12 protein-coding genes and 1 pseudogene are annotated in these 14,939 nt (G+C 36.0%); 6 read left to right on the plus strand and 7 right to left on the minus strand.

The genetic code is table 11. From position 1 onward, the window contains the following. Window positions 1-171: 171 nt before the first annotated feature. Complete coding sequence (locus FGQ66_RS09785) at window positions 172-1,692, minus strand: AcpB/EbpR/MafR family transcriptional regulator (protein ID WP_138302302.1); 1,521 nt, start codon at window positions 1,690-1,692, stop codon at window positions 172-174. A 208-nt stretch (window positions 1,693-1,900) separates the two neighbouring features. Here FGQ66_RS09785 and FGQ66_RS09790 point away from each other — a divergent pair, with 208 nt between their 5' ends. From FGQ66_RS09790 to FGQ66_RS15830, 3 genes and pseudogenes are all read left to right on the plus strand, one after another. Next, window positions 1,901-4,024 (plus strand): VWA domain-containing protein, encoded by a 2,124-nt coding sequence (locus tag FGQ66_RS09790; protein WP_138302303.1) that lies wholly within the window; start codon window positions 1,901-1,903, stop codon window positions 4,022-4,024. 91 nt (window positions 4,025-4,115) lie between these two features. Next, entirely contained in the window at window positions 4,116-5,000 is an 885-nt protein-coding gene (locus FGQ66_RS09795; protein ID WP_138302304.1) for a diacylglycerol/lipid kinase family protein, read from the plus strand. A 119-nt stretch (window positions 5,001-5,119) separates the two neighbouring features. Continuing rightward, window positions 5,120-5,236 (plus strand): annotated as a pseudogene (locus tag FGQ66_RS15830) (DUF3788 family protein); the annotation flags it as partial. A gap of 212 nt (window positions 5,237-5,448) precedes the next feature. Here FGQ66_RS15830 and FGQ66_RS09800 read toward each other — a convergent pair. Genes FGQ66_RS09800 through FGQ66_RS09810 form a run of 3 tightly spaced genes read right to left on the minus strand, consistent with a single transcriptional unit; the run spans window position 5,449 to window position 8,145 of the window. Beyond that, the gene (locus tag FGQ66_RS09800) at window positions 5,449-5,931 is read right to left on the minus strand and encodes a PTS sugar transporter subunit IIA (protein ID WP_005877164.1); all 483 of its coding nucleotides are present in this window, start codon (window positions 5,929-5,931) and stop codon (window positions 5,449-5,451) included. Window positions 5,932-5,942: 11 nt separating this feature from the next. Next, on the minus strand, window positions 5,943-7,445 hold the full coding sequence (locus FGQ66_RS09805) for a PTS transporter subunit EIIC (RefSeq protein WP_081133998.1): 1,503 nt from the start codon (window positions 7,443-7,445) through the stop codon (window positions 5,943-5,945). A gap of 10 nt (window positions 7,446-7,455) precedes the next feature. Further along, entirely contained in the window at window positions 7,456-8,145 is a 690-nt protein-coding gene (locus FGQ66_RS09810) for an N-acetylmannosamine-6-phosphate 2-epimerase (protein ID WP_115235252.1), read from the minus strand. Window positions 8,146-8,305: 160 nt separating this feature from the next. On the opposite strand from FGQ66_RS09810, the gene FGQ66_RS09815 reads away from it, so the two are divergent. Beyond that, complete coding sequence (locus FGQ66_RS09815; RefSeq protein WP_138302305.1) at window positions 8,306-9,124, plus strand: MurR/RpiR family transcriptional regulator; 819 nt, start codon at window positions 8,306-8,308, stop codon at window positions 9,122-9,124. 161 nt (window positions 9,125-9,285) lie between these two features. After that, on the plus strand, window positions 9,286-10,479 hold the full coding sequence (locus tag FGQ66_RS09820; RefSeq protein WP_053108761.1) for an MFS transporter: 1,194 nt from the start codon (window positions 9,286-9,288) through the stop codon (window positions 10,477-10,479). A gap of 472 nt (window positions 10,480-10,951) precedes the next feature. Here FGQ66_RS09820 and FGQ66_RS09825 read toward each other — a convergent pair whose 3' ends face one another. Continuing rightward, window positions 10,952-12,160 carry an MFS transporter gene (locus FGQ66_RS09825; protein WP_138302306.1) on the minus strand — a complete coding sequence of 403 codons (1,209 nt, stop codon included), beginning with the start codon at window positions 12,158-12,160 and terminating at the stop codon, window positions 10,952-10,954. Window positions 12,161-12,724: 564 nt separating this feature from the next. Between FGQ66_RS09825 and FGQ66_RS09830 the strand changes: the two genes are divergently transcribed. After that, a complete protein-coding gene (locus tag FGQ66_RS09830; protein ID WP_138302307.1) occupies window positions 12,725-13,333 on the plus strand; it encodes a hypothetical protein in 609 nt (202 codons plus the stop codon). Window positions 13,334-13,544: 211 nt separating this feature from the next. Here the strand turns inward: FGQ66_RS09830 and FGQ66_RS09835 are convergent, their stop codons facing one another. After that, window positions 13,545-13,751, minus strand: coding sequence for a hypothetical protein (locus FGQ66_RS09835; protein ID WP_081133992.1), 207 nt, complete (start codon window positions 13,749-13,751; stop codon window positions 13,545-13,547). Between the two features lie 172 nt (window positions 13,752-13,923). Beyond that, window positions 13,924-14,403 (minus strand): helix-turn-helix domain-containing protein, encoded by a 480-nt coding sequence (locus FGQ66_RS15835; RefSeq protein WP_138302335.1) that lies wholly within the window; start codon window positions 14,401-14,403, stop codon window positions 13,924-13,926. Between the last annotated feature and the right edge of the window lie 536 nt (window positions 14,404-14,939).

The raw sequence follows: 14,939 nt of genomic DNA on the forward strand, positions 1-14,939 counted from the left end.
ACGTTTGTTTGTGACAAATAACTTTTAGCATAAAACACAAACTGAAAGGGTGGGAAGAGAATTACTTTTTCTATTTTTTAGAAAAAAGGGTAGATAGTCAAAGAGGCTTATTGAAGGAAAATATGGACAAATGGTGTGTGAAGTTCAAAAAACAACATGTCCTTTGTCTAATCAAATACGGGACATGTTGTTTTGAGAAATTGCTTCGATTTCTTTTTGGATCATGAGTAGGTCATTGAGAGTAACTTGGGCATTGATCAATAAGACGGGGTGCTCGATAAGTGTTTCGGTCAAAGAAGCAGTACTTAAATAAAGATCATACTCGTCATCGTTAAATTTAGATCGAATGTCAATGTTGTAAAAATTTTTGAATGGTGCTTCGATCCGTTCTTTGATGTTTTGCTCGAGAACAGGTGGTAGGTCTGTTTCCAATTTTATTTTGATTGGTTTCATAAATTTAGAAGGTGGAAAGATGAGCGTCCAAGCTGTAGCAACATGTAATGCCAAACCTTTTCTTTTTCTTTCTTCTTCATAAATATTCAGCGTTGTTAGTATTTTTTCTGATTGGATAAAAAGATTAGGAAAATTTTGTGAAACAAAATCATACATATCATATCCTGTCAAAGTATGATCAGTGTCACCAAACAGTTCAACTGAAAGAAAGCCTGTAAGGATCGTACGTAGAATCAACTGTTTCTTTTTAGCTGAGAGTTTTTTTAAATCGCTATCTTTAGAAATTGCGATTATCAGCTTTTTTAAATCAGTAGTTGTTTTTGATTGACTAAAACTGTGAGGAAAATAATCATTCAGCTGCTCATCAGAAAGTGAAGAACCGAGACTTGACTGCAACCAATAATAAATAAAATCGATTTCTGTTGAGTCAAATACATAGTGTTGATCTAGTTCGTTTTGCAACTGTTTAAAAATGAGCGTATCTTTGCCAATCAATTGTGAGAAAAGAAGTTGGTCTCCTTCAGTTAGCGGAGGTTCCAGTCTTAAAGTATCTGGGTCTATCCGATAACCTTTCCTATATCGGACAACATTCGTTGCTAAAAGATAAGTGGTTATTCTTATTTCGATTTCATTGACTTCTATCTGGGCTGCTTGATAAATATTTCTAGAGATTTGGGTGCACTTTTCTTCTGAGATATTTGGAAAAGGCCAATGTAATCCGGAGAAAATTCGCCAAAAAAAAGTTACCATGAAGTAACGGATTCGCGCTTCGTTGCCTTCCAGATAGACATAGCCTTTGTTTTTCTTCAAAGTAAAACCAATAGGATCAAGTAATTTTTCTAGCTCATAGAGTCTCTTTCGTACAGTGGATTCAGATACATAATTCTCATAAGCAAATTTTACTAGATTGATTTCATTTTCTAAGAAAAGTGTTTCAAATAACTCAAAAAAAGGATTTGATTGTAGCACTTGTTTTGTCAAAGCTTTATAATCTTTCTTTGTTCCAACGAATTTATAACCGAGGCCATATTTACTAATTAAAATATTTTCTCTATCTTCATATGTAAGTAAAGGACTATGCACCAGAAAATCGTAGTATTTCTGAATGGAACGACGATCCATTTTGAGAACATGGCTGATTTCTTCAATACTTACAAAACGATTTTGCTTATACAAAAAGCACAATAACTCAATTTCTCTTTTTATATCGCTACCAAAGAAGGAGTTGAAGATTTCCATAAATGATTCTCCTATCTATACATAATTTCGTCCATGTTTGATTCTTTTGCCATCATATCATAAAAAAAATATTTTTTTGTATCTGAACTATACATTTTTTTGACTCTTTCTTTTCGTTGATTGGCCTATACTAACTTTTGTAAAAATTTATATATCTGATGGCTCCAGGTATCAGTTTATAAAAAAGTTGGGAGATAAGGAGAGGAAGATGATTTCTAATAGAATGAGAAGTACCAATTTAGTACTAGTAGGAATAATTGGCTTATTCATGATTTTGATCAGTACACCCGTTTTTGCTGAGACATATTCATTTAATTATCAAAAGGATACAACTGGGGAGTACTTGAAAAATGGTAAAACTGAAGGAAATACGTATAACTATAATTATGGAAATGCGCCAGATGGTAATTTTGATGAGGAAGGGTATGTCAATTATTCCGATATAGCATATATGAAGAAAAGCGTACAAGAAGTGGCTGATGAGCAGGGATTATTTGATGTAACTCTGGCAGTGAAAGGGAATCAAGTAAATACACCAATCGACTTAGTGCTTGTTATCGATTACTCGTCTTCAATGAATGGCGAAAAATTGACGAATGCGCTAAAAGGGCTCCAAGTATTTGGAAATGAACTAGCTGATTCACTAGCTGATGGTATGATCCGAATCGGGATCGTTGCTTATAATCGTGATGTTTATTCAACAAATGGATTTTCAACGGATATCAATTATTTAGAAGATTTCTTAAAAAATAAGGTCGTATCACATTCTGGAACTTTCATGCAAAAAGGTCTGATCGAAGGCCAACGGATGCTGTTAGAAGAGAGTAGACCGGAAGCTGAAAAGCTATTTATTCATATAGGCGACAATAGCGCCAACCGAAGTTATCTCCCAGTAGAAGGTGCAGCGCAATATCAAAACAACGGGGAAATCGTTGATTATAACGGGTATCATACGGAGAATTATATCAAAGATTATCAAACTGATTCTGAGAAGTACTATACGACAAGCAACAGCTCTACTGATACAAATGGCATTCCTGTCAATAGTAGTGTAGTGACAGATACCACACTGGGCACGATCGTATCAGTAAAGGAATCTGGTTTTAACTGCTACTCTGTAGCAACAGCCCCTTCAGCCAGAGGGGAGTATATTGGACGGAATATTACTTCAAAACCAGAGAACTATCTGACAACGGATGAGAATCTTAGTGGTTTAGGTTCTGCGCTAACGGAGATTGCCAATCGAATCGATAAAACAATTTCTAATGGAACAATCACAGATCCTATGGGAGAAAATATTTTACTTCAAGGAGCTGGTAATTTTGATTCTAGTCAGTATAAGTTAAACGGCTGGCGCAAAAATAGACAAGGTGAGTGGGAAAAGGCGGATGATATTTTAGATAACGTGACAGTTACTGAAACAAACCAAATCATAACAGTTGAAAATATAGCATTAGGTGAAAATGAACGAATAACTTTAACTTATCAAGTACGTATAAATACTGAGTCAGCTGATTTTAAAGGTGAAACATGGTATTTATGCAATGGTCGAACAACTTTGACGCCTGATAATGAAAGCGAACTGCTGGATTTTCCGATTCCTTCAATCAAGGCACCCGTAGTTGAATTGGATATAACAAAGAAGTGGTTAAATGTAGAAGTTGCGGATATACCTGGATCAATTACGTTTCTGTTGGGCAGAGATACTGTTTCCCAGTCATCAAGTTGGCAAATTTCTGATGAGCTAACCTTAAGTAAAGAAGAAGGTTATCATGCTGTGATCAAAGAAGTTCCTATAAATGGTCAGAAAGTAGTTTTGCCAAAGTATAATAATAACGGTGAAGATTTTAGTTACAGTATACAAGAAACCAATGTCCCAACTGACTTTGACAGTACAGTAAGGAGTAATGAAAATTCCTTTGTGATTACCAATACGAAAAAAGACCCAGAACCAAGCACCACAGAACCAAGCACCACAGAACCAAGCACCACAGAACCAAGCACCACAGAATCAAGCACCACAGAACCAAGCACCACAGAACCAAGCACTACAGAACCAAGTACTACAGAGCCAAGTACCACAGACTCTAGCACTACAGACTCCAGTACCACAGAACCAAGCACAACAAGCTCAAGTATCACAGACTCAAATACCACAGGATCGAGCAAGAAGGACGCGAAAGATACAATCCAGATCGGCATAGAAAGTTCAGATGATTCTGAGAAGGGATCATTACCTAAAACAAATGAACGAAACTCTTCCTTTATTGCTTTTTGTGGGACGATCCTCGTAGGAATCATTGGGTATGCTTTTGTTAGAAAAATAAGATAACTATTACTCGAAACTCGAAATGTCTATAAGTAGATGTTTCGAGTTTTTCTATGCTATAGTTGAAAAAAAGCCATAGAAAGGAAAGAATACTATGCAAAAAGCGTTGTTAGTGGTGAACCCAAGTTCCGGAGGAGAGCAAGCAAAAGAATATGAACAACTTGCCCATGAAAAATTAAAAACGATATTTGATGAAGTGGTTGTTTTGCACACTAAAAAAGCAGGTGATGCGAAAAACTTTGCACGTGAAGCTACGATTGAAGGATATCACAGTGTTTTTGTCATGGGAGGAGATGGTACCGTCAATGAAGGAATCAGCGGTATCGCTGAACAGGAACATCGACCAAATTTTGGTTTTATCCCTTTAGGAACAGTGAATGATTTAGCTCGCGCTTTAGAGATCCCATTAGAACCAGAAGAGGCGATTGAGAATCTTTCAATCGATTCTTTTAAGTCTTTAGACATTGGAAAAATCAACGAAGATTATTTTATGAACGTGGTAGCAATCGGGACGATTCCCGAAGCAATCAATGATGTCGATCCTGAAAAGAAGACAAAGTTAGGTAAACTTGCTTATTTTATTTCTGGGATCAAGCAATTAGCTGGGACACAATCCTATTCTTTCCATTTAACTGTGGACGGTCAGGAAGAAAAAATCGAAAGTAGTACGTTATTGGTTGGCTTGACCAACTCTATTGGCGGTTTTGAAACATTGATTCCCGATGCAAAAGTTGATGATGGCAAGCTCCATCTGATTTATTTAAAAGATTCTTCTCTCCTTGATACATTGAAAACTTTACCAGATTTATTAAAAGGTGTGGACGAATCAACGGATAACCTAGCATATCAAGCATGTGAAAAAGTCAAAGTTTCTTTGTCAGACAACGCGGAATTAGCCACAAATGTCGATGGGGACGAAGGGGCTAAACTGCCTGTTAAAATCAGTATCTTACCAGCACATTTAACAGTTTATTGTTAAAAAATGACCAAATGGACGAGTGTGGGACAAAACTAAAAATCAGGTTTGCTACAGACTCTCGAATCAACGGCGTCCAAAAGTCAGGTTTTTCGGAAATTTGAAAAAAGAGGCTGGAATAGAAGTGTTTAACTCCGAGAAATAAGAAGAAATTAACGGAAATTACTTTTCAAATTTTTGTGAATTTCAGTTTATTTAAGAAGGAGTTGCTTCTGCTCTCACCGTTTATTCGTTTTTAAAGAATGGGACAAAAGTGTTTCTTACTTTTGTCCCACACTTTTTTTCTCCAATGTCTCAAACCTAAACGACTTTTGTCTCGACCTCTGTTCATTTGGTTTTATTTTTGAAGGTAAATACTAAAAACAACATCAGCCTTCTTTTGATTTTGGCTTTTGAGGGAAAGAGCTATGAAAGATTCAGAGTATACCGGTCTTTCTTGGAGATGACATCTTTATTTCATTCGCTCGATCGTACCACACGGTTCTCCATGAAGAAGGGCGCCAGTTTGTAAGACCAACTCGCTGATCTGTTCTGCTTCTGTGAAAACAACAATCACGGCAGGATCTTTTTTTGCTTGTATGATCTGATCAAAATCCACTTCAACTAAAGGGGTGTCAATGGTGATCTGTTCGTTTTCGTTTACAAGGATCGTGAAAGGTGCGCCTTTCATCTCTACCGTATCAAGACCGATATGGATCAAATAATCGATTCCTGAGTCACTTTTTATACTGATGGCATGTTTTGTTGGGAAAATCGTTGTTACTCGACCAGCTAGTGGTGCATAGATTGTCTGATCCTCTGGAATGACAGCAAAGCCGTCTCCTAGCAATTTTTGTGAAAAAACCGGGTCCTTCACAGCAGAAATTGGAATCACTTTTCCTGAGCAGGGAGCGGTAATCGTTTCTTGTTTTTTCTTTTTGAACATTTTGAACATAACAAGTCCTCCTAATTATCCTTTTCCAAAATTTGATTGATTTCTTGACTGAGTAAATCAGCTTTTCCACCAAAGACAGCTTGAATGCCACCTTTTACCTCGAAAACAGCAGTAGCGCCTAATTGTTGGATCGTTTGTTTATCGACGATTTGACCATCCAGGACAGCAACGCGCAAACGAGTGGCACAAGCTTCGACCGTTTCGATGTTTGCTTCACTACCAAGAGCTTTAATGATTGTTAAAGCTTCTTCGTGTAGTGACGTATTTTTGTTCAATGGTTGTTCAGAAAGGGTATCTGTTTCTTCCGTCATACCAGGGATAGCAACTTTGAATTTCTTGATGAAGAAAGTGAAAACGACAAAGTAAATGACTGCCCAAGCAAGTCCAAAAGGAATCAATTTGATCCAGTTGGTTTTATCATTTCCTTGAAGTACACCAAATAATAAGAAATCGATCAGGCCGCCTGAAAAAGAATTACCTACTCGAATATTTAAGATGTCTGCAAAATAAAAAGATAGTCCGTCTAAAAAGGCATGGATAACATATAACCATGGAGCAACAAATAAAAACATATACTCTACAGGCTCAGTGATCCCAGTTAAAAATGAGGTTAATGCACCACTGAAATAAAGTCCGCCATTTTTCTTACGATTTTGTTTAGGAATAGCACGATACATTGCGTAGCAAGCTGCAGGGAGACCAAACATCATCGTTGCAAATCTGCCAGCAAAGAAACGAGTACCATAAGTAAATAATCCAGTATGATTTGGGTCAGCTAATTGGGCAAAGAAAATATTTTGTGCGCCGGATACTGAGACACCGGCTACGCTCTCTGTACCGCCCAAAGAGGTATACCAGAAGAGTGGGTAGATCGTGTGATGCAGACCAACAGCGCCAGTAAGACGAAGTAAGAAGCCATATAAAAATGTTCCTAGACTACCCATTTGCGCAATGTGTTCTCCGGCAACTACTAAACCATTCTGAATGGGTGGCCAAATCAAGTAAAAGAAGGAACCAATAATAATTGCAGCTAAACTAGAAATAATTGGGATAAAACGTGATCCACCAAAGAACCCTAAGAATTGCGGTAATTCGATTTTTCGATAACGATTGTGTAAGAATGCAACGGTTCCGCCAATAGCAATAGAACCAACAACTCCAGTATCAAGAGTTGCTCCTTTGGCAGAAAATAATTCAAGAAACCCACTGATCGTCGCAGTATAGACTAAATAAGCGACACCGCCAGCTAAACCAGCAGTTCCTTTATCACCATTTGAAAGGCCGACAGCAACACCAATAGCAAAAATCAATGCTAAATTGGCAAAAACAGCATTTCCGGCGTAGCTCATGATACTTAAAATCGTGTGGAGCCATGGTTGGGCTAAAATCGGGTAGGCATTTATGGCGCTTTCATTTGTTAGTGCGCCTCCGAGACCCAAAAGTAATCCGGCAACAGGTAAGATAGCAATCGGCAACATGAATGCACGGCCTAATTGTGAAAATTTCTTAAACATTTTTCTCCTCCTAATTTAATGCATGAATAAAACGTTCAGCAATTTCTTGTGGTCGGGTAATCGCACCACCAACGACGATTCCAGCCACACCTAGTTCTTTGATCTGTCTGGCTTGTTCTGGCGTGTGGATTTTCCCTTCTGCGATGACACGAATTCCTGCTTCGACTAGTTGTTCGATCAATTCGATATCTGGACCATCTTGTTTTTTACTTTCTTCCGTGTAGCCGCTTAACGTTGTCCCGACAAAATCAACTCCAGCTTCCCAAGCATTTTTTCCTTCCTCAAAAGTAGAGATATCTGCCATGAACAGCTGATGAGGATACTTTTCTTTGATCTGAGCAATAAACGCATTGATGGATAACCCGTCATGGCGCTTGCGAAGCGTACAATCCAACGCAATCACTTCTACACCAGTAGCAACGAGTTCATCTACTTCACGCATAGTTGCTGTAATGAATGGCGCTTCTGGGGGATAGTCCCTTTTGATGATGCCGATCATAGGCAAGGAAACTTTTTCTTTGATTTCCAAAATGTCACGAACAGAATTTGCACGGATGCCCACCGCACCAGCTCTTTGTGCAGCTAGAGCAAAATAGGGCATAAGACCTCCTTCCTCTGTATAAAATGGTTCACCAGGTAATGCCTGACAAGACACGATCAGACCACCTGAAATTGCTTCTAAAAATGATTGTTTATCCATTCTCCTAAACACTCCGTTTTTGAATTATTTTTGGATAATAACTCCGAATTAAATATAGCACCCGCTTTCATAACTGTAAAGTAGAAATTGGATAATTTTGGAGTTTTTTTTATTCTTTTGGAGTATAATGGAGAAAATAACTTGCTATAAAGGAGTTTGTATGAATTATATTTATCTGATCAAAGAGCATTATCCATTATTGACTAAATCCGAAAAAAAAGTTGCTGATTTAATTCTTACTTCTGGAAAAACAATCATCTACAGTACGATGAGCGATATCAAAGAAAAAACCAAAGTTGGAGATGCAACGATCATCCGGTTTTGCCAAAAATTAGGATTTTCTGGTTTTTCAGATTTGAAAATCGAAATTGCGAAAGAAGATTTTAGTCAAAAAAAAGAACAGCCATCTAGTGGAAAATATTACGATGAAATTGCGAATAATTTAACTGAAGCTCTTCATTCTACGGCTCGTTTACTAAATGAAGAAAAATTAGATGAGGCGATTCAACTAATTAGCGAAGCAAATCATCTCTATATATTTGGGGTAGGGTCTAGTGGAAATACGAGTCTTGACCTAGAAAGTATGTTTTTACGTGTGGGTGTCCAAGCAAAGGCTGTTTTAGATCCGCATTTTCAAGCACAAGTTGCTTCTTTGCTAAAAGAAGGGGATGTAATCGTGGCATTCTCGTTATCTGGAAAAACGAAGGATACGTTCGATTCAGTAGAAATCGCTAAAAAAAATGGCGCAAAAATCTTAGCGATCACCAATTATATTCATTCCCCCATTGGGCAAACAGCCGACCTTGTCTTACAAACAGCCATTGAAGAATTTTTGAATGGTGGATCGTTAGCAGGAAAAATCTCACAACTGTATATTTGCGATTTACTTGTACAGGGATATGAGCAAAAGAATAAAATCAATGCAGTCGAGTTACGGGAAAGAGTGCTACGATCCATCTTAGATAAAAGCATTGATTGATCGAATAATACTTCGAATAAAAAGTGATAAAAAAACAATTGCATCTCTTATAAATAACGTTTTTTGTTATTTTATAATAAAAAACTAAAAGTGCTTGCATTTTCCTTGGATTTTATATATGATTTTATCAATTTAGGGTCAAGGAAAAGGGGTAAAAAGGAATGTCGAAGTATCAACGAAAAGTCTTATTGTCAACATCAGCAGGAATCGCATTAGAGAATATGGATATCATGTTTTTAGCTTTTTCTTTATCTTCAATGATAGCAACTTTTCATATTAGTGGAACGCAAGCAGGAATGATTGCTACGATCACTAATTTGGGGATGCTCGTTGGAGGTATTTTTTTTGGTCTTATGGCAGATAAATATGGACGAGTAAAGGTGTTTTCTCAAACGGTGCTACTTTTTTCAATCGCCTCGTTATTGATGTTCTTTGCTTCAAACATTTATCTTGTTTATCTTTTTCGGTTTATTGCAGGAATCGGGGCAGGAGGAGAATATGGGGCGTGTATGTCTTTGATCTCTGAAAGTTTCTCAAAGAAACAAATCGGAAGAGCTTCTTCGATCGCTGGGATCGGTGCACAAGTAGGAGCTGCCTTGGCTGCGATTTTAGCTGCTGTTGTTATTCCTTGGTTGGGTTGGAAAATGTTATACGTTATCGGGGTGCTACCTGTATTGATGGTCTTGGTCATTCGCCGAGGCTTAAAAGAACCAGAGGATTTTCAAAAAACAAGAGCTACTGGTAAAACGACGAAACTGAGTCATCTCTTTGAAACAAAGCATCTTGCATGGCAAACAATCGGCCTAAGCATCATGGTAACAGTCCAAATCGCGGGTTATTTTGGCTTGATGAACTGGTTGCCATCGATCATGCAAGCACAATTAGGATTATCAGTATCTGGCTCTTCACTATGGATGGTCAGTACGATCGTCGGAATGTCCTTAGGTATGCTGACCTTTGGGATCATCATGGATAAATTAGGGCCAAGAACCGCATTCACTATATTTTTGCTCTGTTCCTCTCTATCAGTATTCTTACTAGTAATGGCACATAGCCAGTGGAGTTTAGTAGCCGCTGCTGTCGTTGTTGGTTACTTTATCAATGGAATGTACGGCGGCTATGGAGCAATCATCAGCAGCCTATACCCAACTGAGATCCGAGCCACCGCCAATAATTTCATTATGAACTTAGGACGTGCAGTCGGTGGATTTTCTTCCATTGTGATCGGATTTTTGATGGATCACTATAATTTAACAGCCGTTATCATCTTCTTAAGCAGTATTTATTTAGTCAGCTTACTCGTTTTGATGACGATCACGGGAGTAAAAGAATTGAAAATCAGTTTGCAAGAATAGAGGCATTTGAAAGATGCTCTGCTTCAAGAATTAAGCCGGATAATTTGAAAATAGCTTTCCATATTTTTGAATTATCCGGCTTGATTCCGCCGAAGCAATCTTTCAAATGCCGTTTAGTTCACACAATGATATGACTAAAATAGCGAAAAATATCTCTTTTAGTCTTTTTTGTATAGAGAAAATATTGTTTCAAAACTAAAGAATGTGGAACAAATCTAAAAATCAGGTTTACTACAAACTCTCGAGTAAACGGCGGGAGCAGAAGCAACTCCTTCGGAAATAAGCGAAATTCACAAAAATTTGAAAAGCAATTTTCGTTCATTTCTTCTTATTTATCGGCGTTAAACACTTCTGTCCCAGCCTCTCTCAAATAAACAGCGTCCAAAAGTCATGTTTTTCGGAAATTTCAAAAAAAAAACGAGCGTGAGACAAAAGTAAGAAACACTTTTGTTTTGACCTCTTTGATAACTAGCTATTCTGCTGTTTTTTCTTTTAATGAAGAAGTTTTTCTTGTAATGTGTAACAATTGAAAAACTAGGAATACTGCCAACAGGACAATGATGGCACCAAAAATTGGTGTATAAGTGACGCCAATTGATTTTGTTACTTGTGCACCAACGAATGAACCGAATGCAATGCCAATATTAAATGCTGAGATATTGAATGCTGAGGCTAAAGTAATATCTTTAGGGGTGTATTCTTCAGCTAGTTGAACGACATAGAGTTGTAATCCAGGAACATTCATAAATGAAAACAATCCCAAGACCAAGGTAGCAAGAGTTGCCAAAATCAGTTGATTACTCAAGATCGCTACAAATAAAAAGACAAGAGACAGAGAAAGGAGTCCGAACATCAAGCTAAGTGATTTCAGTGGCTGTTTATTTGAAAAATGCCCACCTATTGTATTTCCTATAGCGACCATGATGCCGTAAACTACTAGTAAAAGAACTACAGCATGGGCAGAGTACCCAATTTTATCTTCTAAAATCGGTGTTAAATACGTGTAAGCTGCAAATGTGCCACCATAACCAAGAGCAGTGACGATGAATGAACCTAACAGAAACTTATTTTTAAAAATACGGATGATTCCTCTTAGATCTACAACCCCAGGGATCGGTAGTTGTTTTGGAATCAAGAAGAGGTTTGCAATCAAGCCTATAGCCCCTATGATCGCAATAAAGATAAACGTGAAGTGCCAATTTGTTTGTTGACCAATAAATGTTCCTAGAGGTACACCAGTTACAGTGGCAACAGTAAGACCAGTAAACATGATAGCGATGGCGCTTGCTCGTTTATTTGGTTCAACGACATCTGCCGCGATGACACTAGAAACAGACATAAACAGACCGTGGGCTAAAGCGGAGATGATTCTTCCGGCTAAGAGCATAGAAAACGATAGTGCAAAAGCTGCTACTAGGTTTCCTATAATAAATAGAAGCATGATGACGATCATCAGATATTTTCGATTCCATTTTCCTGTTAAAACGGTCAATAATGGTGCTCCGATGGTCACACCTATTGCATAAAGGGAAACTGTCAAGCCAGCTTGTGCCAAAGTGACGTGGAAACTGTTAACGATCAGTGGCATCAAGCCTACGCTGATAAATTCTGTTGAGCCGATAGCAAAAGCATTGATAACTAATGCTAGTAATGTAAGTATGGGTGAAATTCTTTTGTTCATTTGATATCCTCCTTGTTTTTTCCTGACGAATACATAATATAGTCTGTATTTCCCTCAAAAAGAAGTACCTACTTTTTTGTGCGATAGTTACTTTTTAGTAATAATTGTTGATAGAGGTATTTCTAACGGATAGTTTAATGAGTGTTTTCTAATTTTTGTTTATAAAATACACGTATTTTATATTTTTGAACATTTTAACCAAATAAACAGAACAAAAAGAGGATTTCTTCTTTCTGTTCTGTCCAAATTATTCTAAGATTTCTCATCACCAACATTATTTGACAATGAGCCATTATTTCAAAATGTATCGCTTTAAAATGAAGGAACTTCCCTTGAACCATAAAATAGTTTTTATTGGATGTAAATAGTTCGTTTCTCCTATGTAAACGGATTGTTTCTTTGCTTTGTACAGTTATTCATTTATCTTTAAATTATGAGTTTATTCAATTTTTTTTATTTGTATTATCTCTCTAGTCTTTTGTCCGTTTCTTTTTTTATCAAATGTATGGTTGTATGTCAAAAATTATTTTTTGATTTGTAGAAAAATTAAGGAGGAGAAAAACAATGGGTAAAAGTTCTGTACTACTTAAGATTGGTATGATAAGTCTGGTGGGGTTAGGAATAGCTAATTCTAAAACAGTTTTAGCTTCTGAAAATGATTTGATGCATGATAGTTCTTCTTTAAATGAAATAAATCCCGATATAGTAAATGAAACTGAAATTTTTTTTGATGAAAGACAAAATTCAACTAGTCATGGAGAATCCGAATTTAATAATGAAAATGCCAGTAGAATGATTAATACAATAAGATACAGAAAAAAGAACGTAACGACTTTCTACGAATGGTCTGGCTATAGAAGAGTTTCTGATAACTTAAAAACTGGCAGCAAAGGTGGATCAATCACTACGAATAGATCAACAACGTTTGGAGCTACAACAACTGGAAATGTTTATGGGATCCAAGTTGCAGCTTCGGCTTCACGAACAAGTTCCACAGGGTATACATTGAATGTTGGTGCTAATCAGAGAGTTTATGTAGGCTATAGAGTTAGATATTCAGTTGAGAGAGGCACTAGGGAACAGTATGATTTGGCTACAGGAAGGATTTATTCCGTTAATTCTTATACCAGAAAAGTCCCAACTTATGGAGAATACGCATTGATTCGATATTAATAAAGGAGTGGTAGATTTCATTTGCTCTTTATTAATAAGGACTGATGAGTTTATAAAATAAAATCTGAGACAAAATGAATACGATTTTGTTTCAGATTTTTTTGTTCTGCACGCAAAGAGTGTGAAACTGACTAAAGTCATTAATAAAAAATCGAATTGAAGAATTAATTTTGATTCTGTAGTGCCCCCATAAATTATAGAGCCATTTTATTCACTCCTTCTTTATCAATACTATTCCCAAAATAAATAACCAATTTAAAAGTAATAATATAGTTATATTTCTATACAATGTAGGAGCAGTTATATACAATTCGTTAGTCGGAGTAAATATAGATGTATTGAAAATTAAAAATAGCCCTATGACAAAAGACGTACTGATAAAAAAAACTCCTAATTTTTTTTTATCTAAATATTCCATTTTTACACCTCCTTTTTAGGAAACTATATTTGAATGTAAGATTTTTTTGAAACAATCTTAATTTTATTATGTTTGATTGACATCATTTATTCTTTACTTATGTTTTCAATTATCGATAGTTTACATTATTTTACTATTTCGATTATTACATCTTCCAAAATGTACCGGGATTTTAAAAAATAAAATCTACCAAACAAAAAATATTAATCAAGAAAGAAAAAATACTTACAAAATATACAAGCTTATATAAACTATTCGTTTTTTTGTTGCGAATGAGAATAAACGGAATAATGAGAAGACCTAATGGGAACAACAAAACAGTGTTGGTTGCAATAGTCAATAATATAAGACCTTCATCATTTGATTCAACTTCAGTCTTTTTTTTGTTCAATATTAAAAATTGTCTTTTCTGAGTATATTCAATTTTGTTATTAGTAATTTCTTCTTGGACTTCTTCAATTTCTTTTAATAATTGGTCGATAGATACTTTATACGTGTTACTCAATAAAATCAAATTATCTATATCAGGATAACCTCTGCCGTTTTCCCATTTCGAAATGGCTTGTCTGGATACCTTTAACTCCTTTGCTACAGTAGCTTGTGAGAGTCCGGATTTATTTCTGTAATATTTTAATCGCTCTGCTAATGAAATTTTTCAGCCCTCTTTTCTTGAATTGTATAAATTTCAGGTCATAAAATCTGAAAAAGGTTAAAATAAACTATAGAATTTATTTCACCACACTCAAAAAAGTTAAACTTTGAGAAATAGATACTTTACGAATTGGCTTTAAATCAACAGGAACATCCTACAGATAAATGAATAAAACTGTTCCGAATTTTATAAATACTAATCCTTATGTACAATAATGTTTTTTTTCAAAGGTTTCCAAGTTTAGTCCGTCGTGATGATACACTTTAAGTTTCAATTTTTTCATTATATAAGTAATAGTATAAACGAAAGGGCTACTAAAAAACAGTTTCTGTAGTGTCTACTTTTTTCATAATCAAGAAAAAATTTTCATCATTTGTTTTCTGTTCAATCCAAAGTAACTCTTTAAAATCGATAAATCTAAAATGATTTTTGTCACCCTTTCTAGTTTTTTTTTTGATAGTCTGTATTTCCCTCAAAAAGAAGTACCTACTTTTTTGTGCGATAGTTACTTTTTAGTAATAATTGTTGATAGAGGC

The organism is Enterococcus sp. BSD2780061688st2 D3 (genome assembly GCF_005844145.1).
Lineage (GTDB): Bacteria > Bacillota > Bacilli > Lactobacillales > Enterococcaceae > Enterococcus_B > Enterococcus_B durans.

Coding starts and splice junctions, on each gene's coding strand:
- FGQ66_RS09785 (WP_138302302.1), bottom strand. CDS start 1,692: ATGGAAATCTTCAACTCCTTCTTTGGTAGCGATATAAAAAGAGAAATT.
- FGQ66_RS09790 (WP_138302303.1), top strand. CDS start 1,901: ATGATTTCTAATAGAATGAGAAGTACCAATTTAGTACTAGTAGGAATA.
- FGQ66_RS09795 (WP_138302304.1), top strand. CDS start 4,116: ATGCAAAAAGCGTTGTTAGTGGTGAACCCAAGTTCCGGAGGAGAGCAA.
- FGQ66_RS09800 (WP_005877164.1), bottom strand. CDS start 5,931: ATGTTCAAAATGTTCAAAAAGAAAAAACAAGAAACGATTACCGCTCCC.
- FGQ66_RS09805 (WP_081133998.1), bottom strand. CDS start 7,445: ATGTTTAAGAAATTTTCACAATTAGGCCGTGCATTCATGTTGCCGATT.
- FGQ66_RS09810 (WP_115235252.1), bottom strand. CDS start 8,145: ATGGATAAACAATCATTTTTAGAAGCAATTTCAGGTGGTCTGATCGTG.
- FGQ66_RS09815 (WP_138302305.1), top strand. CDS start 8,306: ATGAATTATATTTATCTGATCAAAGAGCATTATCCATTATTGACTAAA.
- FGQ66_RS09820 (WP_053108761.1), top strand. CDS start 9,286: ATGTCGAAGTATCAACGAAAAGTCTTATTGTCAACATCAGCAGGAATC.
- FGQ66_RS09825 (WP_138302306.1), bottom strand. CDS start 12,160: ATGAACAAAAGAATTTCACCCATACTTACATTACTAGCATTAGTTATC.
- FGQ66_RS09830 (WP_138302307.1), top strand. CDS start 12,725: ATGGGTAAAAGTTCTGTACTACTTAAGATTGGTATGATAAGTCTGGTG.
- FGQ66_RS09835 (WP_081133992.1), bottom strand. CDS start 13,751: ATGGAATATTTAGATAAAAAAAAATTAGGAGTTTTTTTTATCAGTACG.